Raw genomic sequence first — 19,826 nt, 5'->3', positions numbered from 1 at the left:
TGGTATGCGGATGGTACCGCCTGCTTGATAATGAAATTTTATCACTTGCTCCAAATGGCATGTGGGGCGTTCACAACTCACTGCTTCCTAAATATCGGGGCGGATCACCCCTAGTATGGTCAATTATAAATGGCGACGATACTGTTGGCAGCACTGTATTTAAAATATCAGAAGGAGTTGATAATGGAGAAATTCTTTTTCAGATCTCAATAACAAATAATACCAATGACGATATCAAATCACTCCTTAATAAAATCGAATCAGCACTAACAAGAGAACTCCCAAGAAAGTGGGAATCACTTGTCACCGGTCAGGCGCAGCTTTCCATACAAGACGAGAACAAGGCAACATATTGCGGACAACGGATTGAAGATGACGGCCAGATAGATTGGTACAAAAACTCAAAAGAAATACATAATTTCATCAGAGCTCAATCCGACCCATATCCATGTGCATTTACATATTACAAAAGATCAAAGATACATATACTTTCATCAAATATTATTGAAATAACCTACCATGGAACTCCAGGACAGGTCCTCAGACGCGACACAGATTCAATAACGGTTGCATGCGGGAACAGCTCGGCCATCATCATTACACGCATCCGCGTAGACAATGTTATCTACAATCCGAACAGCCTCATCACGTCGACCACAGACAGATTCACAAGAGAAGCAGCGCCGCATACCCCATGATGCCGCCCGACGGCCGAAGCGACCCGGAGGGGATTCCCCAGAAGGACCGGTCGCGATTCACTGGCTCCACAAATTGTGGGGGGGCCTGGCGTTGCCCCTGGACGGCGCTCCGGTCAGGCCAGATCCACCCAGACCGGGGTGTGGTCGCTGGCCTTGTCCCTGCCGCGCGGCCCCTTGTCGATGTCGCAGGCCAGCATCCGGTCGGCCGCCTGGGGCGACAACAGCAGGTGGTCGATGCGCAGCCCCTCGTCGCGCGGCCAGGCGCCGGCCTGATAATCCCAGAAGGTATAGCGGCCCTTCTCGGGATGCAGGGCGCGGAAGGCCTCGGTCAGTCCCAGATTGAGCAGGGCGCGGAACAGGGCGCGGCTTTCCGGCCGGCACAGGGCGTCGTCGCGCCAGCGGACCGGGTCGAAGACGTCGTCGTCGGTGGGACAGACGTTGTAATCGCCCGCCAGAACCAGCGGCTGCCCGGCGTGCAGCAGCGTCGCGGCATGGCCGAGCAGACGGCGCATCCAGGCCAGCTTGTAATCGTATTTGTCGCCCGGCGCCGGATTGCCGTTGGGCAGATACAACGACGCCACCCGAAACCCGGCCACCGTCGCCTCCACGTATCGGGCCTGGACGTCGGACCCGTCGCCGGGCAACCCCCGGCGGATATCGGACATGGGGTGGCGCGACAAGATGGCGACGCCGTTATAGCTCTTCTGGCCGCAGACGACGGCCGAGTATCCGCACGCCCCGATTTCCAGCACCGGAAAATCCTCGTCCTGGCACTTGATCTCCTGCAACAGCAGAACGTCGGGTTGCTGGCTTTTCAGCCAGTCAAGGACATTGGCGAGACGGGCCCTAATGGAATTGACATTCCAGGTTGCAATTCGAATAGCCATAAGCATTAGCCCCTGTCGAATATCTTATTCCTAAGAATAGTTAAATAAAATAGTCAAGCCCGAACCTTCATTCCCATTGCCCGATCACCGATAAAGCGTATATCTATGCAGGACAAGCGCGCCAGGGTTAAAACAGGATAATTACGGCACCGTCGGATGTTCAGGCTGCTTCGCTATTTCTCGCTGACCAGTGCCGTGGTGCTGATCATAACGGCCGTCCTTCTGGTGACGCTGTACCGCGGCGACCAGATGGACGAGCATATCGGCATGGCCGAGGAGGAGAATGCCCGGCTGGCGACCGCGTTTGCCAGCACATTCTGGCGGCAGTTCGCTCCCTTCTTCTCGTCCCTGGCCGGGTTGCCGCCGGACCACGTCCGCAAGCGCGGCGAGTTGCGGGCGCTGGACATCGCCATCGACAGCCTGACCGCCGGATTGCCGGTCCTGAAGGTCAAGGTTTACGACGCCAGGGGATTGGTCATTTACTCGCCGGTCCGCGACGAGATCGGGGCCGGCAGGGAAAGCCCCGGCGATCTCCTGCACACCGCCCTGGCCGGCCGCGCCGCCAGCAAGATCGATTTCCGCCAATCCATGCGGGTGGCCGGCGGCATGGTCAAGGACCGCTGGGTGGTCGAAACCTACAGCCCCATCTGGTCCGACGACGGCAAGATCGCCGGAATCCTGGAACTGTATTCCGACGTCAGCCCGACCATGGAACGCCTGGAAAGCGCGACGCACCGACTGATCCTGGTGATCATCGTCATGTTCGCCCTGCTTTACGCGGCGCTGTTCCTGATCGTCCGCCGGGCGGACACGATCTTGAGCACCCAGCATCGCCAGCTGCTGCAAAGCCGCGCCGACCTCCACGAGAAGGAGGAACGCTTCCGCGCCATCGCCGATTACACCTTCGACTGGGAATCCTGGCTGGACCAGGAGGGACGCCCGCGCTGGGTCAATCCGGCGGTGGAGCGCCTGGCCGGCTATTCCCAGGAACATTGCCTGTCGATGGCCGATTTCCCGCTGCCCATGACCCATCCCGACGACCGGGCGCTGATAAGCCGCCTGCGCGCCGACGCCCTGGCCGGCGGCTTCGAGAACGATGTGGAATTCCGCCTGATCTGCGGCAACGGCGCCGTCAAATGGGCGGTGGCAAGCTTCCAGCCCATCTTCTCGGACCAGGGCGTCAGCATGGGATCGCGCTGGAGCATCCGCGACATCACCGACCGCAAGAAGGCGGAACAGCGGCTGAGGGATTCGGAACGGCGCTTCCGCTCGGTGGCCCGCACCGCCGCCGACGCCATCATCTCCATCGACGACGCCGGCGTCATCATCTCGTGGAACGAGGGGGCCGAACGGATCTACGGCTATCGCGAGGCCGACATCCTGGGACGCGACGTCACCATCTTGATGCCCGATTCCTACCGCGAACGCCACACCGCCGGAATGCGCCGCTATCTGGAGACCGGCGACGGCAACATCATGGGCATTCCAACCCTGTTCGAGGGAATCCGCCGCGATGGCGAGGTCTTTCCGGTGGAACTGACCCTGTCCCACTGGGAAATGGACGGAGCCCCCTTCTTCACCGCCATCCTGCGCGACATCACCGAGCGCAAGGCGGCCGAGGGCGAACTGGCGAAACGGACCCGCGAACTGGAGCGTTCCAACGCCGAACTGACCCAGTTCGCCTATGTCGCCTCCCACGATCTCCAGGAACCGCTGCGCACCGTCACCAGCTTCCTGCAATTGCTGCAACGGCGCTATGCCTCCAGGCTGGACAAGGAAGCCGACGAATATATCGGCTTCGCCGTCGACGGCGCCCGGCGCATGCACCGCCTGATCACCGACCTGCTGACCTATTCCCGCGTCAGCACCCATGGCGAGCGCTTCCTGCCGGTGGACATGAACGCGCCGCTGGCCACCGCGCTTGGCAACCTCAACGTCGCCATCGCCGAATCCGGGGCGCGGGTCACCTTCGACCGGTTGCCCGCCATCGAGGTGGACGAGGCCCAGATGGTCAGCCTGTTCCAGAATCTGGTGGGCAACGCCCTCAAATACCGGGGCACGGGAATCGCCCCGCGCATCCATGTCGGGGTCGAGGCCAAGGGCGACGACTGGCTCTTCTCGGTCAGGGACAACGGCATCGGCATCGCCGCCGAACACTTCGAACGCATCTTCGTCATCTTCCAGCGCCTGCACCTGCGCGATGAATACGACGGGACCGGCGTCGGGCTCGCCGTCAGCAAGAAGATCGTCGAACGCCACGGCGGCAGGGTCTGGGTCGAATCCAGCCCCGGAAACGGAAGCACCTTCTTCTTTTCCCTGCCGGCCCGCCATGCGCGCAAGTCTTAGCCTCGCCGGCCCGCTTCTCCTGGCGGCGACGCCGGTTCTGGCCGCCTCGTGCCCGCCGCCCGCCGGCGCTCCGCCGCCGGAGATTCGGGTCAGCCTGTCCACCGGCGTGGCCGCCCCGGTCTACAGCGGCGAACTGAGCCTTGCCCGGATCGCCGCCCTGGCCGGCAACCCCCGGCTGGGGCGCGGTTCGTTCATCACCGGCCTGACCCGCAGCAGCACCAAGGTCGCGATCACGCCGCAAATCTGGCAAGTCGACATGGGCGGCGGCCGCCGTTGCGTCGGCCTCGGCCGTGTCGAGGCCACCTGGCGGCTTGACCCCATCCGGGTCGACATCGCCTCGAAATACCCGCCGGGCGGCTGCAATTACCGCGTCATCCGCGCCCACGAGGACGAGCACGTCGCCATCGCCCGCCGGACCTTCCAGGACTGGACGCCCCGGCTGGAAAAAGCCCTGGCGGATTCGGCGCGCGCGATCTTGCCCCTGGCGACCGGGGCCGACGGCGCCGCCGCCGTCCGCCAGCTCACCGGACGCCTGATGCAAGGCCTGCAACCGGTTCTGGACGCCTACGAAGCAGACCTGAACGCCCGCGACGGCGCCATCGACACCGAGGCCAATTACCACCGGCTCAACCGGCTATGCCCGACGTGGTGAAAACCCATACTTGACCTTCCAGCGACTGGAAGCCCAAGTATGAGGTCGTCGCTTGCGGAAGGATTGTCCGGCCATGACCCATCACCCCCCCACCGCGTCCCTGTCGCTGCCCGTCAAGGGCATGACCTGCGCCGCCTGCTCCACCCGGCTGGAACGGGTGCTGGGCAAGGTCGACGGCGTCGACCGCGCCCTGGTCAGCCTGGCGGCGGAACGGGCCGACATCCGCTTCGACCCCGACCGCGCCCGCCCCGAACAACTGGTCGAGGCCATCGTCAAGGCCGGTTTCCAGGCCGATCTGAACCAGTCCGGCGACGAGGATCTGGATCGCGCCGAGGCGGAATACGCCGCCGAATCCCGCCGCCAGACGCTGGCGCTGCTGCTTTCGGCCGCGCTCACCCTGCCGCTGGTGGTCCAGATGGCCGTCGATCTGGCCGGAATCCACTGGATGATCCCGCCCTGGATTCAGCTGGTCCTGGCGGCACCGGTCCAGTTCGGCATCGGGCTGCGCTTCTACAAGGGCGCCTGGGCCTCGCTGAGAGGCGGAATCGGCAACATGGACGTGCTGGTGGTCCTGGGCACCACCGCCGCCTTCGGCCTGTCCGCCTGGCACGTCGTCATCGGCGACGCCCATCACGGCAACCTCTATTTCGAGGGCGCCGCCGTGGTCATAACCCTGGTGCTGCTGGGCAAGAGCCTGGAGGCCAGGGCCAAGCGCTCGGCCGCCGGAGCCATCCGGGCGCTGATGCGGCTGCGCCCGGAAATCGCCCGGGTCGAGCGCGACGGCGAGGTGCTGGAGGTTCCCGCCGCCCTGGTGGCGGCCGGCGAGATCGTGGTGGTGCGGCCGGGCGAACGCGCCCCGGTGGATGGCGAGGTGATGGACGGCGAAAGCCAGTTCGACGAATCGCTGATCACCGGCGAAAGCCTGCCGGTGGCCAAGGCCAGGGGGGACGCGGTGGTGGCCGGCGCCGTCAACGGCGACGGCCTGCTGCGGATCAGGGCCACCCGCGTCGGGGCGGAATCCACCATCAGCCGGATCATCCGCATGGTTCAGGGCGCCCAGGCCAGCAAGGCGCCGGTGCAGCAACTGGTCGACCGCATCTCGGCGGTGTTCGTGCCGGTGGTGGCGGTGGTGGCGCTGCTGTGCTTCCTGGGCTGGTGGCTGATCATGGGCGATCTCCAGACCGCTTTCGTCGCCGCCGTCTCGGTGCTGGTGATCGCCTGCCCCTGCGCCCTCGGCCTTGCCACCCCCACCGGCATCATGGTCGGGACCGGGGTGGCGGCGCGGCACGGCATCCTGATCAAGGACGCCGAGGCGCTGGAGCGCGCCCACCAGGTCGGCGTGGTGGCGTTCGACAAGACCGGAACCCTGACCGAGGGGCGGCCGTCGGTGATGAACGCGGTGGCGGCCGATGGCGACGCCGAGGCCCTGCTGCGTCTCGCCGCCTCGGCGCAGCAGGGCAGCGAGCATCCCCTGGCCCGCGCCGTGCTGGCGCGGGCGCCGGCCGGAACCCTGGGCACGGTCGAGGAATTCCGCGGCTTGCCGGGACGCGGCTTCACCGCCACGGTGGACGGGCGGGCGCTGCTGGTCGGCAGCCGCCGCCTGATGGTGGAAGAGGCCGTCGACCTCGGCCCCCTGTACCCGCAGGCCGCCCACGACGAATCCCAGGGCCGGACCATCATGTGGGTGGCGGAAGGCGGCAAGGGCCTGGGCTTCATCGCGGTGGCCGATCGGGTCAAGCCCAGCGCCGCCCACGCGGTGGCCGCGCTCAAGGCCATGGGAATCGAGACGGTGATGCTGACCGGCGACCACGCCCTGGCCGCCCGCGTGATCGGCGACGCCATCGGCATCGACCGGGTGGTGGCCGAGGTGCTGCCCGAGGACAAGGCGGCCGAGGTCACCAAGCTGATGGCCGGCGGCCGGGTCGTGGCCATGGTCGGCGACGGCGTCAACGATGCCCCCGCCCTGGCCGCCGCCCATATCGGCATCGCCATGGGAACCGGGACCGACGTCGCCATGCAGGCGGCCGGCATCACCCTGGTGCGCGGCGACCCCGCCCTGCTGGCCGAGGCGCTGTCCATCTCGCGCGCCACCACCGCCAAGATCCGCCAGAACCTGTTCTGGGCGTTCGCCTACAACGTGGTGGCGATTCCCGCCGCCGCCCTCGGCCTGCTGACCCCGGTGATCGCCGGTGCCGCCATGGCCATGTCGTCGGTGTCGGTGGTTTCCAACTCGCTGCTGCTGCGTCGCTGGAGGATGAAATGAACATCGGCGAGGCGGCCAGACGGTCGGGCGTTTCCGCCAAGACCATCCGTTATTACGAATCCATCGGCCTCATTCCCGCCGCCGGCCGCACCAATGCCGGCTATCGGGCCTACACCGCGAACGAAGTCGAGACGCTGCGTTTCGTCCAGCGCGCCCGGTCGCTGGGCTTCTCGGTGGACGACGTCGCCGGCCTGCTGGGATTGTGGCGCGACCGGTCCCGGGCCAGCGCCGACGTCAAGGCCATCGCGCTCAACCACGTCGCCGCCATCGAGCGCAAGATCGCCGAACTGGATTCGATCCGCCGCACCCTGATCGACCTCACCAACCGCTGCTGCGGCGACGACCACCCGGACTGTCCGATCCTGGAAACGCTGGCCCAGACGGACCGGTAAGGACGGTGGTCAGTGGCCGGCGGCACCCTCGGAAATCCGGTCCATGACCGCCAGCAGAACCCCCGAGATCACGAACACCAGATGGATTCCCACCATCCAGCCAAGGTTCTCCTTGTCGATGGATTGCACGTCCATGAACGCCTTGAGCAGATGAATGCCGGAAATGGCGACGATCGAGGCGATCAGCTTCAGCTTCAATCCGCTGAAATCCACCTTGCCCATCCAGTCTGGCCGGTCCTCGCTGTCGCCGGTATTGATCTTGGAGACGAAATTCTCGTAGCCGGAAAAGATCACGATCAGCAGCAGGTTGCCGGCCAGCGACAAGTCGATCAGCGACAGCACCGTGAGAATCACCTGATTCTCGCTCATCTCCATCACATGGGGAACGGTGTGGAGGAATTCCTGGATGAACTTGATCAGCAGCAGCACCAGCGACGCCACCAATCCAAGATAGAACGGCGCCAGCAGCCAGCGGCTGGCGAAGATCAGTCGTTCCAAGGAGCGCTCGATCATGGAAAATCACCTACTGCCACGCCATGAACCGCCCGGCAGGCTATGCCACCGGGGCGGGCGGTTCAAGACCGGTGTCGATGGCTACTTCACCCCCTGCCGGGAACAGGCGGCGGCCAGACTGGCCTGATCCTCGGAAACCAGCGGCTCGCCGTTGAAGGTGAAGCTGCCCTTGGCGAAATCGTACTTCACCGTCCCCACCGAGGCGGTGGTGTTGTCCAGCCCCTTGGCGGAATAGCCGGCCAGCTTGCCCTCGGCCTCGGCCAGCGCCTGACTCTGCGCCGCCGTGGCGGTGCCGCCGCCGGCGGCGATGGCGGCCTGGGTGGATTCCTTGGACTTGTAGGCGGCCTTGCGGCCGGCATAGTTCAGCGGATTGATGGTGACCGGAAATTCCAGCACGTCGGGAACAACCCTTTTCGCGAATTCCGCCCGCGACGGGTCGGTATCCGCCGAAGCCACCGGCTTGCCGCGCACGTCGACGCCGGGCTTGTAGGCCACGTCGGCCGAGGCCCGATGCTGGATCAGGCGCGAGCAATCGGCCTTGGTGATGGTGATGACCAGCGGACCGCCGGCGCCCTTGGCGGCCTGTTGCGCCTGAACCGGGGCGGCGGACAGAACCAGCGCGGCAACGACGGCGAACGGGCGGATCATGGCGACCTCCATCGGGTTTCCCTGAAAGGTGCGCCCGCCCTCGTCCGGGTTCAAGAGTTTCGTCGGATTCCCCATTCAAGAAACCTTAACAAAAAAATGGGGATGACGGACGACGCGGAATTACGTACACTCCGCCCAAGCTCGGCAAACGGGCATGACGACCGGAAGCCAGCCTGAAAACGGCGGCTTGAGTTTCGGGAGGAAACCGCCGGGCGCCTGATATGGCGACCGGACTCTGGGGCGAGGGAATGGCGGAATCGCGCAGGCGGTTCCGCCATTTGCCGTTTCAGCTCCGGCGCCAGACATGGCCGCGGCGCATGGCGATCCAGGACCTGGGAATCCGCGACTCCAACCACCATCCCGCTGGCCTCGCCCTCGATCTCAATTCATGATGACGCGCGACAATCATTCATCTCGCATTGGGCGCGTCCAGCCATGAGCACTCCCCCACCTCCCATCGCCCATCGCGACAAAACCGACGCGACACATGATCTGGCCGAGCATCTTGAGGAGACCGCCGCCCTGGCGCATGTCGGGAACGGCACTATCCATACGCTTGCTAGTCACCTTAGTGGGACCGCAAGGCTATCGCGCTGCTTTGCCGGACGCATCGGGCTGCCGCAGGCGGGATATCTCCTCGGCCTCAGCCACGACATCGGAAAATATGCCCCCGCGTTCCAAGCGTACCTGAAATCGGCGGCCAGGATGCTCGACCCTGACCGGGACGAGGATTATGTTGATGCTGCCAGCCTGAAAGGTCGGATCGATCACTCGACTGCCGGGGCACAGATCATCTGGCGTTCACTCGGCGGCACGCATGAGAAACTCGCCCAATTCCTTGCCCTGTGCTGTGCCTCCCATCACTCCGGGCTGATAGACTGCCTGATCGGAGGCGGTAGCGATTTCGGCCGTGATGGTTTCTCGCGACGTTTGGACAAGCCCGAGGCAGAGACCCATGCCAAACAGGCCTGGACCCTGGCCGATACTACCATCCGCGAACGGATCGGCCGGATTTTGGCGGACCAGCAGCTTACCACACAGCTCGACGCCAAGATTCGCGCCCTCGGCTCCACATCAGCGTCACGATCCATCTGGTACAACCAGTGCGGATTGCTGGCCCGCTTCCTGTTCAGTTGTCTGGTGGATGCCGACCGACTGAACACGGCGCACTTTATGCGCGCCAGAACCGCCATAACATCCCGGTTCGGTTCTTGGCCGATCCTGATCGAACGGCTGGAAACGCATATCCTCGATCTTGATGGAACCAGTGAAATCGGTGCCATCCGCAGCCAGGTATCAGGCCTTTGTCTCGACGCAGCGGCAAGGCCGCCTGGGCTTTATACCCTGGCGGTGCCGACAGGGGGCGGAAAGACGCTGGCATCCCTGCGTTTCGCCCTGCACCACGCACAAGAACATGGCCTGGAACGCATTTTCTGCTTCCTGCCCTTCACCGCCATCATCGATCAGAATGCCGAAGTGGCGCGGAAGGCGCTCGACCCCAAAGGGTTAGGCGGCATCGTACTGGAACACCATTCCAACCTGACTCCAGAACGAACAGGATGGCGGGAGAAGAACCTTACCGAAAGCTGGGAAGCCCCCGTGATCTTCACCACCATGGTCCAGGTGCTGGAGTCCCTGTTCGGCGACGGCACCCGCGGCGCACGGCGGATGCACCGGTTGGCACGCTCGGTGCTGATCTTCGACGAGGTCCAGGCCCTACCGATCCGCTTCGTCCACATGTTTGCCAATGCAGTCAACTTCCTGGTCGATCATTGCGGCAGCACCGTGGTCCTGTGCACCGCCACCCAGCCGCTGCTGGACCGGGTTAATCCAAATCTGGGAGCGGTCAGACGACCACCCGGCAGCGAGATTATCCCTGACCCGGTGGAATTGTTCCGCGACCTGAAGCGGGTCGAGATCGATCACCCGCACAAGGACGGCGGCTGGAGCCATGCTGAAGCGGCGGATCGAGCCCTGGCCGAGGTCCGGCGCCTCGGCAATTGTCTGATGGTGGTCAACACCAAGCGATCAGCGCGCGAGCTGTACCACCTTTGCCGCGATACCGCCGATTTTGACGTCTTCCATCTCAGCACCAATATGTGCCCCACCCATCGTCGCGAGGTGCTGGGCGAGGTAATGGCGCGTCTTGCCCCCCGAACCCGCAGGCCGGTGCTGCTGGTCAGCACCCAGTTGATCGAAGCCGGCATCGATATCAGCTTCGCCAGCGTGATCCGCGCCATGGCGGGGCTCGACTCCATCGCCCAGGCGGCGGGACGCTGTAACCGAAACCGCGAGACCGCGCTTGGTCATGTCCAAATCCTGTCCTTGTCCGAGGAAGTGCTGGGGCCGAATCTGACCGATATCGCCAAGGGTCAGGCCGAGGCTGAGCGGGTTTTGCGGGAGTATGCCGCCGACCCAACGGATTTCGACGACGACCCCATCGGCCCCAAGGCTATGGAGCGCTACTATGAGTACTACTTCTTCGCCCGCCGGAACGAGATGGTCAGCCGGATCGACAAGCAGGTGATCGGCCACGACGACAGCCTGCTTAACCTGCTGTCCTCCAACGGCAAGGCGAGCGAGCGATACGAAGAAAAGACAGGCAAGCCCGCGCCATTCCTCAAACAGTCATTCATGACCGCCGCCCGCCTGTTCAAGGCCATCGACGCCCCCACCGAGGGCGTCATCGTTCCCCATGGCGAGGGCAAAGCCCTGATCGCCGAACTGCTCGCCTGCGACGACATGGGCCACCAGCGGACACTTCTCGGTAAGGCGCAAGCCTATACCGTTGGCCTTTTTCCCGGAGAGCTGGAAAAAATGCGCGCATCAGGCTTCATAAAATTATCGCAAAACGGTATAATAAATTATTGTTGCTCTGAAAAAATGTATAGATACGATACAGGGCTGACTTTTATGGACAGATCCGGGGAGGACTGACATGTCCAATGCCATCGAGTTCCGGGTCTGGGGCAGGAACGCCTTGTTCACCGACCCGCTGACCCGGACCGGCGGTGAGAAGTGCAGCTACCACCTTCCCACCTACGAGGCGCTGAAGGGCGTCGCGAAATCTATTTACTGGAAGCCGACCCTGATCTGGGTGATCGACGAGGCGCGGGTGACGCGGACCATCCAGACACGGGCCAAGAACATCAAGCCACTGTCCTTCGAAGGCGGTAACACCTTGTCGATCTACACCTATCTCGCCGAGGTGGAATATCAGGTTCGTGCCCATTTCGAATGGAACCAGCACCACCCCGAACTGGCCGGCGACCGCGACCCGGTCAAGCACATGGCGATGGTGACGCGGGCTCTGGCCAAGGGCGGGCGCCAGGATATCTTTCTCGGCACCCGCGAATGCCAGGGCTATGTGGAACCTTGCCGCTTTGGCGAGGGGAACGGCACGTACGACGATGTCGCCGAATTGGGCTTTGGACTGATGTTCCACGGCTTCGACTACCCCGACGAGACCGGGAAGAACGAGTTGCACGCCCGCTTCTGGCGGCCTGTGCTGCGTCATGGGCTCCTCCGCTTCGACCGGCCGGAAGCCTGCGAGGTTCGCCGCTTCATCCGCCCCATGACCGCCAAGCGGTTCGATGGTCGCAGGCTTCGCCCGGTAGCCGCCGAGTTGGCCGCCGAATTGGCGGAGGGTTGATCATGGGCTGGATGGAAAAGCTGTACCAGACCTACGAGGACTGCAAGGGGGGCGAGGCCACGCTCCCCCCCATCGCACACACGGTTCAGCAAGCCCATATCGAAATCACCCTTGATGGCAATGGGCAATTCTCGGCGGCCAAAGTGCTGGAGAAAGAGGCCACCATCATCCCCGCCACCGAGGATTCCGCCAACCGCACCAGCGGGGCAGCCCCTCATCCCCTGGCCGACAAGATCATGTATTGCGCCGCCGACTATCGCGACCAGGGCGGCGAGAAGGACTCCTATTTCAACCTTTACCGCGCCCAGTTGGAGGCATGGACCAGATCATCCCATTCCCACCCCAAGGCCAGGGCCGTCCTGGCTTATGTGACCCAGGGCCATCTGGTGGCTGATCTGATCCGAGTGGGCGTGATGCCGGTGCAAGACGGCAAGCTGGCCCTCGACTGGCCGAGCCCCCAGGACATGCCCCGCCTGCTGCGCCAATTGACGCCCAAGAAGGACAGGGAGCGAGATACTCAGATTCGGGATCAGGGCGACGCCCTGGTCCGCTGGCGAGTGGAGGTGCCGGATGCGAAGGACTCCACCACCTGGGAAGACCGGACCTTGATGGACGCATGGACCGCCTATTACGAATCGACCCAGTCCCGCCTTGGCCTGTGCATGATCCGAGGCGGCGACATGCCTCTGGCCGAGAAGCACCCCGCCCGTTTACGCAACGGCGGTGACAAGGCAAAGCTGATCTCATCCAACGACAAGTCGGGCTTTACCTTCCGGGGGCGCTTCCTCGACGCTGGTCAGGCTACCACCGTCAGTTTCGAGGTCACCCAGAAGGCCCACAACGCGCTCCGCTGGCTGATCGAGCGCCAGGGCACCCGCATCGGCGATCAGGTGGTGGTGGCCTGGGCGAGCGGCGGCAAGAAGGTGCCCGATCCCTGCGCCGACAGCTTCGACCTCTCGTTCCTGGAGGAGGAGACGAGAACGCTCGGCGATATCGGTCAGCACGATTCCCTGGCGCTGGGTCGGGCGGCAACGGGATTTTCCGCCACGGTCGAGCCCACCGACGACGTCATGGTGATGGTGCTGGACGCAGCCACCCCCGGCCGCATGTCCATCAGTTATTACCGCGAACTCAAGGGATCGGAGTTCCTGGCCCGGATCGAGGACTGGCACCGAAAGGTGTCATGGTGGCAGTGCGTCGGCACCCGGGAAAATAACGGCAGGCAGGCGCCGCGCCGCTTCGTCGGCGCCCCGTCGCCCCGCGCCATCGCCGAGGCCGTCCACGGCCGTTCCGCCGACGACAGGCTGATCCAGGCGACCGTGCTGCGGTTGCTGCCCTGCATCATCGACGGCCAGCCCCTGCCTCGCGACCTGGGCCGCGCCGCTTTCCACCGCACCTGCCGACGTGTCGGCCTCAGGTCGTCCAAGACCTGGGAATGGGAATTCGAGAAGGTTCTCGGGATCGCCTGCGCCCTTTACCGGGGATCGCACCAGACGGAGACATATGAAATGGCACTCGAAGAAGACCGCACGTCCCGCGACTATCTGTTCGGCCGCCTGCTGGCGGTGGCCGACCACCTGGAATCCAAGGCGCTGGCCCTGGCGGAGGAGAAGCGCGGCACCAATGCGGCTCGGTACATGCAGCACTTCGCCAATCGCCCGGCCTCCACTTGGAAGACTATATCGGAAGCCCTGGCGCCTTACCGCAACAGATTGCGCGCCAGAAAGCGCGGGCTTCTGATCATCCTGGAACGGCTGGAGGACTCCATCATGACGAAATTCGTCAAACCCGAGGACTTCATCGCGGAAACCCCTCTCGGCCCGGAATTCCTGCTGGGCTATCACTGCCAGCGCCACAGCCTGGAGAATAGGAATCCTGGCACCGAAGACAATACCAACACCCCTGACACCCCCTGATTCATCAGACCGGGAGCAAGCCCCCATGAGCCTGTCCAAGAAGATCGACTTCACTGTGATTTTTCGGGTCAAGAACGCCAATCCCAACGGCGACCCCCTGAACGGCAACCGCCCCCGAACCGATTTCGACGGCAAGGGCGAGGTCTCCGACGTCTGCATCAAGCGCAAGATTCGTGATCGCCTGCTGGAGGCCGGGCACGGCATCTATGTCCAGTCCGACGACCGCAAGATCGACGACCACCCCTCGCTGAAGGCGCGCTACGACGCGGTGATGGGCAAGTCGCCCGGAGATGAGAAAGCCATCAGGACAAAAGCATGCGCGGAGTGGTTCGACGTGCGCGCGTTCGGCCAGTTGTTCCCGTTCAAGGCGGAGAAAGGCAACAAAGGCAAGAAGGAAAAGACGGGCGACGATGGCAACGGCGAGGACGGCGACACCAAGGCCGTCTCCATCGGCATTCGCGGTCCGGTGTCGATTCATCCCGCCTTCAGCATTGACCCAGTGACCGTCACCAGCACCCAGATCACCAAATCTGTCTCGGCCGAGGGAGACGGCAGCAAACGCGGCTCGGATACCATGGGCATGAAACACCGCGTCGATGGCGGCGTCTATGTGTTCAAGGGCAGCATGAATCCGCAACTGGCGGAACGAACCGGCTTCAGCGACGCCGATGCCGCCATCGTCAAGACGATCCTGCCCCGGATGTTCGAGAACGACGCCTCAGCCGCCCGGCCCGAGGGTAGTATCGGAGTGATCAAGGTGATCTGGTGGGAACACGACAGCAAGTCCGGGCAATACTCCTCGGCCAGGGTGCACGACTCCCTTTCGGTCAATGGCGACGGCACCTATCGCCTGGATGAGCTTACAGGGTTGAAGCCAGAGGAAATCGACGGTTTCTGACCCCCATGGAAGACGACGACGACCTGATCCCTCTGTCGGCGCTGCAGCACTGGCTGGCCTGTCCCCGCCAGTGCGCGCTGATCCATCTGGAACAGGTCTGGATCGACAATCAGGCCACGGCGGAGGGCAATCTGCTGCATGCCCGCGTCGATCACGGCGGCGCCGAAACCCGGGGAACGATGCGCAAGGCCTGGGCGCTGCCGTTACGCTCAACCCGGCTCGGGCTGGTGGGCAAGGCCGATCTGGTAGAGTTTCACGCCGCCCCCGATGGCGGCGAGATTCCCTATCCGGTGGAGCACAAGCGCGGCCGCGAGAAGGCGGACGACCGCGACCGGGTGCAGCTGTGCGCCCAAGGGCTCTGTCTGGAGGAAATGCTGGGCGTCGCCGTGCCGGAAGGCGCGCTGTTCTACTATGCCAGCCGCCGCCGGGTGCCGGTGGCCTTCGACGACGGACTGCGCCGCCGCACCGAGGCCGCCGCCCGCTCGGTAGGCGCCATGCTGGCCTCGGGCCGCACCCCGCCGCCGGTGGAGTGCTCGGCCTGCAAGGGCTGCTCGCTGGCCCCGACGTGCCTGCCCGAGACGCTGTCTCGCCGCCATCCCTCCCAGGAGCAGTATTTCAGGGAGCGGCCATGAAGGAACTGCTCAACGTCCTCTACGTCACCACCAACGACGCATGGGTGCACAAGGAAGGGGAATGCGTGGTGGTGCGCGTCGATGGTCAGCCCGCCCGCAAGATTCCGGTCCAGGGCGTCCAGGGGCTGGTCTGCCTCGGCCGCGTCTCCATGAGTCCGCAACTGATGGCCCACTGCGCCGAAAACGGAGTGGCGGTCAGCTATCTGACCGAGAACGGCCGCTTCCTGGCCTCGGTCCACGGCCAGACCCGGGGCAACGTCCTGCTGCGCCGCCAGCAATACCGCTGGGCCGACGATGCCGCCCGCTCGGCCGCCATCGCCCGTTGTATCCTCAAGGCCAAGCTGGGCAATGCCCGGACCGTGCTGCGCCGCGCCGCCCGCGAGACCGGCCGGGCGGAATCAGCCGCCGCCCTGTCGATGGCGGCCGAGGCCCAGGGCGCCGCCCTGACCCGGCTCGACCGCGAACGCGGACTGGACGGCCTGCGGGGCGTCGAGGGCGACGCCGGCGCCAGCTATTGGGGCGTCTTCGACCACCTGATCAACAACGACGATGCCGCGTTCCGCTTTGCCGGGCGCAACCGCCGGCCGCCGCTGGATGCCGCCAACTGCCTGCTGTCCTTCGTCTATACCCTGCTGGCCCATGACGCGCGCGCCGCCCTGGAAGGCGTCGGGCTCGACCCCTATGTCGGGTTCCTGCATCGCGACCGGCCGGGACGGACCAGCCTCGCCTTCGACCTGATGGAGGAATTCCGCCCGCCGCTGGCCGACCGGCTGGTGTTGTCGCTGCTCAACCGTCGGCAGGTGTCTCCGCCCGGCTTCAAGACCCTGGACGGCGGCGGCGTGGTCATGGACGACGACACCCGCAAGGAGGTGATCACCGCCTGGCAGAAGCGCAAGCGGGAGACCATGACCCATCCCTTCCTGGGCGAAACCGTCGCCATCGGCTTGCTGCCCCATCTCCAGGCGTTGCTGCTGGCCCGACACATCCGGGGTGATATCGATTTCTACCCCGCCCTGGTCTGGGGATAAACCGCCGTGCTGGTGGTGGTCAGCTATGACGTCAACACCGAAAGCCCCGCCGGACGCCGCCGCCTGCGCAAGATCGCCAAGGCCTGTCAGGATTACGGCCAGCGCGTGCAGTTCTCGGTCTTCGAATGCGAGGTCAGCCCGGCCCGCTGGGTGGAACTGAAGGGACGGCTGCTGGCCCTCGTCGACCAAACCACCGATTCGCTACGCTTCTACAACCTGGGCGCCGATGGTCAGCGCCGCATCGAGCATGTGGGCGCCAAAGCCCCCCTCGACCTCGACGGCCCGCTGATCTTCTGATCCCTGACCGCGAACCCTGGGCAACCACATATTTCCGGACAGGTTCGCGGCAGGCCTATCCTCTTGATATGAAACATATCCGCGTCCCAGGCTCCGAGCCGATCGGTAACTTGTGTCGGGCCGACACCATGTCGGCGGAATCAGCACGTTTCCGCCTTAACCACCAAGCTGTTATAAGAAAGGAGTCGCCCCCCACGCGGGGGCGTGGATTGAAACCGATCCAGCAGTTCGAGGAGTTGATCCTTCGCCGTCGCCCCCCACGCGGGGGCGTGGATTGAAACCCTTTCATGCCGATGCGGTTGTAGAGGTCAGGCGCGTCGCCCCCCACGCGGGGGCGTGGATTGAAACTGATTGTAAATGCATCCTCAAGAACAGTGTTGATATGTCGCCCCCCACGCGGGGGCGTGGATTGAAACGGTTATATCCAGCGGCCCAAATTCACCGCCCTTGTCGCCCCCCACGCGGGGGCGTGGATTGAAACAGGGTGCGGACGGCTATCTGTTGTCCAAGGGCATCGTCGCCCCCCACGCGGGGGCGTGGATTGAAACTGCTGGGTGTACGCACTCACCGGAAACGGTATGCGTCGCCCCCCACGCGGGGGCGTGGATTGAAACGGTGTGGAACAGGCGCTGCCCCTATTTCGACATGTGGTCGCCCCCCACGCGGGGGCGTGGATTGAAACCTTCGGGATGTTGGCAGGTTCTCGCATACCGCCGCGTCGCCCCCCACGCGGGGGCGTGGATTGAAACCGTTCCGCGTCAGACGCTCTCGCCATGGCGGAGCGTCGCCCCCCACGCGGGGGCGTGGATTGAAACTCGACCGAGATAGGGGGGAGTTTCCCAGACAAATCGTCGCCCCCCACGCGGGGGCGTGGATTGAAACAGAACGCCCATCAGGTCGTGCAGCTTGTCGGCCGGGTCGCCCCCCACGCGGGGGCGTGGATTGAAACTGTCATCACTCACCCTCCACGATGCGCTTGACGCTAGTCGCCCCCCACGCGGGGGCGTGGATTGAAACCTGGCTGATGACCTGGGAGCCCCGACGATGACCCGTCGCCCCCCACGCGGGGGCGTGGATTGAAACCGGAAAGAAGGCGGTGATCGGGGATGACGGCGAGAGTCGCCCCCCACGCGGGGGCGTGGATTGAAACGACGCGCTGATGACCGCCATTGGCGATGCTGGCGCGTCGCCCCCCACGCGGGGGCGTGGATTGAAACCTGGCGAAGTGGCTTGATCGCCACATGCCGGGCGGCGTCGCCCCCCACGCGGGGGCGTGGATTGAAACAAATCCTGCGTCCTCGATGGCGCAGGCGATGCGGTCGCCCCCCACGCGGGGGCGTGGATTGAAACCCGTGCATACCGGATGATCTTAACATCAAGGAGTGGTCGCCCCCCACGCGGGGGCGTGGATTGAAACTGCCCAGGTGAAAAGCTGGTCAGCGGTCGCGGTCGTCGCCCCCCACGCGGGGGCGTGGATTGAAACAACCTCACCACCAACCCGGTGCGAGCTAAGCTGGTGTCGCCCCCCACGCGGGGGCGTGGATTGAAACAGGGTCTTCGGCAGAGTGGTGGCCGTAACGGCCGTCGCCCCCCACGCGGGGGCGTGGATTGAAACCGGGCACAGCCCATTGCGGTAAACACATTCCGGCACGTCGCCCCCCACGCGGGGGCGTGGATTGAAACATGGGCAAGACCTGGGACACGGGCGAACGCGCGTTGTCGCCCCCCACGCGGGGGCGTGGATTGAAACCAGCCGAGATTTGCTATCCTCAAGCGTCGCCGTCGGTCGCCCCCCACGCGGGGGCGTGGATTGAAACAGAACAGCGTGGGGGAGGTCAGGCGGTTGACAGCCGTCGCCCCCCACGCGGGGGCGTGGATTGAAACCTGGCGCGATGAGCCCGGACGCGCTCGGTCGAATCGTCGCCCCCCACGCGGGGGCGTGGATTGAAACCTCAGGCTGCCTCTGGAAGGAAAGCTAACCTTCGTCGCCCCCCACGCGGGGGCGTGGATTGAAACAGCGGCCGCGCCGCCCGTGGCCCGAACCCCGCCGAGTCGCCCCCCACGCGGGGGCGTGGATTGAAACCGGTCGTCACCTCGACGTTTGTCTTGTTGTCCGCCGTCGCCCCCCACGCGGGGGCGTGGATTGAAACCGACCGTGCTGGACAGTGGCAAGGTGTCGTTGGAAAGTCGCCCCCCACGCGGGGGCGTGGATTGAAACTCTTGCCCACCCCCAACTACCATAGCAGCCAGCTCGTCGCCCCCCACGCGGGGGCGTGGATTGAAACGAGACGGTGGGGAAGTAACATGGTCACCATCCCGCGTCGCCCCCCACGCGGGGGCGTGGATTGAAACCCTTACCTACTTACGTTACCCATTACCTATTACCGTCGCCCCCCACGCGGGGGCGTGGATTGAAACCATAAACTCACCCGTGGCGAGGTTGGTGTGCCAGCGTCGCCCCCCACGCGGGGGCGTGGATTGAAACTACTGGAACACCGATGGGGCCTATCGCCAGTGGAAGTCGCCCCCCACGCGGGGGCGTGGATTGAAACATCGATACCGATGGCGTGATGCGTGAGTACGACGAGTCGCCCCCCACGCGGGGGCGTGGATTGAAACTGGAAACGGGCCAGGGTCTCGATGGCCACGTAAGTCGCCCCCCACGCGGGGGCGTGGATTGAAACAAGCTGGTGGCGGCGATTGAGGCCGCCAGCCCAGGTCGCCCCCCACGCGGGGGCGTGGATTGAAACTCGGACACGTTGTCAGCGAGGACGCCGGTCCGGTGTCGCCCCCCACGCGGGGGCGTGGATTGAAACTGCGTGTCCTACGCGGCACCCGGCGACGTGAAGGTGTCGCCCCCCACGCGGGGGCGTGGATTGAAACTTCAAAAGACGCGATCAAGAGGGCTTCCGCCCAGCTGTCGCCCCCCACGCGGGGGCGTGGATTGAAACCTTGCCATCGAGGTGGCCGCCGATGAAGTGGCGGCGTCGCCCCCCACGCGGGG

General features: G+C 64.6%; 15 protein-coding genes and 1 CRISPR repeat array (1 of these 16 cut by a window edge). Of the genes, 12 read left to right on the top strand and 3 right to left on the bottom strand.

Going from position 1 to position 19,826, the window contains the following annotated elements:
- A partial coding sequence (locus tag MTBSS4_RS21795; RefSeq protein ID WP_217425598.1) for a methionyl-tRNA formyltransferase occupies positions 1–698 on the top strand: 698 nt, incomplete at its 5' end.
- Positions 699–811: 113 nt separating this feature from the next.
- Here the strand turns inward: MTBSS4_RS21795 and MTBSS4_RS21790 are convergent.
- Complete coding sequence (locus MTBSS4_RS21790; RefSeq protein ID WP_217425597.1) at positions 812–1,585, bottom strand: exodeoxyribonuclease III; 774 nt, start codon at positions 1,583–1,585, stop codon at positions 812–814.
- Between the two features lie 156 nt (positions 1,586–1,741).
- Here MTBSS4_RS21790 and MTBSS4_RS21785 point away from each other — a divergent pair, with 156 nt between their 5' ends.
- The 4 genes from MTBSS4_RS21785 (at position 1,742) to cueR (ending at position 7,238) form a co-directional block, all read left to right on the top strand.
- On the top strand, positions 1,742–3,931 hold the full coding sequence (locus tag MTBSS4_RS21785; protein WP_173985484.1) for a PAS domain S-box protein: 2,190 nt from the start codon (positions 1,742–1,744) through the stop codon (positions 3,929–3,931).
- Complete coding sequence (locus MTBSS4_RS21780; protein WP_173985483.1) at positions 3,915–4,583, top strand: hypothetical protein; 669 nt, start codon at positions 3,915–3,917, stop codon at positions 4,581–4,583. The genes MTBSS4_RS21785 and MTBSS4_RS21780 overlap by 17 nt, the downstream gene beginning before the upstream one ends.
- A gap of 73 nt (positions 4,584–4,656) precedes the next feature.
- A complete protein-coding gene (locus MTBSS4_RS21775; protein ID WP_173985482.1) occupies positions 4,657–6,846 on the top strand; it encodes a cation-translocating P-type ATPase in 2,190 nt (729 codons plus the stop codon).
- The gene (gene cueR, locus MTBSS4_RS21770; RefSeq protein WP_173985481.1) at positions 6,843–7,238 is read left to right on the top strand and encodes a Cu(I)-responsive transcriptional regulator; all 396 of its coding nucleotides are present in this window, start codon (positions 6,843–6,845) and stop codon (positions 7,236–7,238) included. Before MTBSS4_RS21775 ends, cueR begins: the two co-directional genes overlap by 4 nt.
- A gap of 9 nt (positions 7,239–7,247) precedes the next feature.
- Here cueR and MTBSS4_RS21765 read toward each other — a convergent pair whose 3' ends face one another.
- Both MTBSS4_RS21765 and MTBSS4_RS21760 read right to left on the bottom strand, forming a co-directional pair.
- The gene (locus tag MTBSS4_RS21765) at positions 7,248–7,751 is read right to left on the bottom strand and encodes a TIGR00645 family protein (protein ID WP_173985480.1); all 504 of its coding nucleotides are present in this window, start codon (positions 7,749–7,751) and stop codon (positions 7,248–7,250) included.
- An 81-nt stretch (positions 7,752–7,832) separates the two neighbouring features.
- The gene (locus tag MTBSS4_RS21760) at positions 7,833–8,399 is read right to left on the bottom strand and encodes a hypothetical protein (protein ID WP_173985479.1); all 567 of its coding nucleotides are present in this window, start codon (positions 8,397–8,399) and stop codon (positions 7,833–7,835) included.
- A 435-nt stretch (positions 8,400–8,834) separates the two neighbouring features.
- Here MTBSS4_RS21760 and cas3 point away from each other — a divergent pair, with 435 nt between their 5' ends.
- Genes cas3 through cas2 form a run of 7 tightly spaced genes read left to right on the top strand, consistent with a single transcriptional unit; the run spans position 8,835 to position 16,822 of the window.
- A complete protein-coding gene (gene cas3, locus MTBSS4_RS21755) occupies positions 8,835–11,336 on the top strand; it encodes a CRISPR-associated helicase Cas3' (protein ID WP_173985478.1) in 2,502 nt (833 codons plus the stop codon).
- Between the two features lies 1 nt (position 11,337).
- Positions 11,338–12,051: a type I-C CRISPR-associated protein Cas5c gene (cas5c, locus tag MTBSS4_RS21750; RefSeq protein WP_173985477.1), complete on the top strand. Its 714-nt coding sequence runs from the start codon at positions 11,338–11,340 to the stop codon at positions 12,049–12,051.
- 2 nt (positions 12,052–12,053) lie between these two features.
- The gene (gene cas8c / locus MTBSS4_RS21745; protein ID WP_173985476.1) at positions 12,054–13,967 is read left to right on the top strand and encodes a type I-C CRISPR-associated protein Cas8c/Csd1; all 1,914 of its coding nucleotides are present in this window, start codon (positions 12,054–12,056) and stop codon (positions 13,965–13,967) included.
- A gap of 25 nt (positions 13,968–13,992) precedes the next feature.
- A complete protein-coding gene (gene cas7c / locus MTBSS4_RS21740) occupies positions 13,993–14,865 on the top strand; it encodes a type I-C CRISPR-associated protein Cas7/Csd2 (protein WP_173985475.1) in 873 nt (290 codons plus the stop codon).
- A 5-nt stretch (positions 14,866–14,870) separates the two neighbouring features.
- Positions 14,871–15,497, top strand: coding sequence for a CRISPR-associated protein Cas4 (gene cas4, locus MTBSS4_RS21735; RefSeq protein WP_173985474.1), 627 nt, complete (start codon positions 14,871–14,873; stop codon positions 15,495–15,497).
- Complete coding sequence (gene cas1c, locus MTBSS4_RS21730) at positions 15,494–16,525, top strand: type I-C CRISPR-associated endonuclease Cas1c (protein WP_173985473.1); 1,032 nt, start codon at positions 15,494–15,496, stop codon at positions 16,523–16,525. The genes cas4 and cas1c overlap by 4 nt, the downstream gene beginning before the upstream one ends.
- Positions 16,526–16,531: 6 nt before the next feature.
- Entirely contained in the window at positions 16,532–16,822 is a 291-nt protein-coding gene (cas2, locus tag MTBSS4_RS21725; protein ID WP_173985472.1) for a CRISPR-associated endonuclease Cas2, read from the top strand.
- 184 nt (positions 16,823–17,006) lie between these two features.
- A CRISPR array of direct repeats spans positions 17,007–19,826; the repeat unit is 32 nt; unit sequence GTCGCCCCCCACGCGGGGGCGTGGATTGAAAC; it runs 686 nt beyond the window's last position.

It is taken from the genome of Magnetospirillum sp. SS-4, assembly GCF_902729425.1.
Taxonomy (GTDB): domain Bacteria; phylum Pseudomonadota; class Alphaproteobacteria; order Rhodospirillales; family Magnetospirillaceae; genus Phaeospirillum.
Note: the sequence above shows the minus strand (reverse complement) of the source record. Positions and strands in the feature narration are given on the sequence as shown.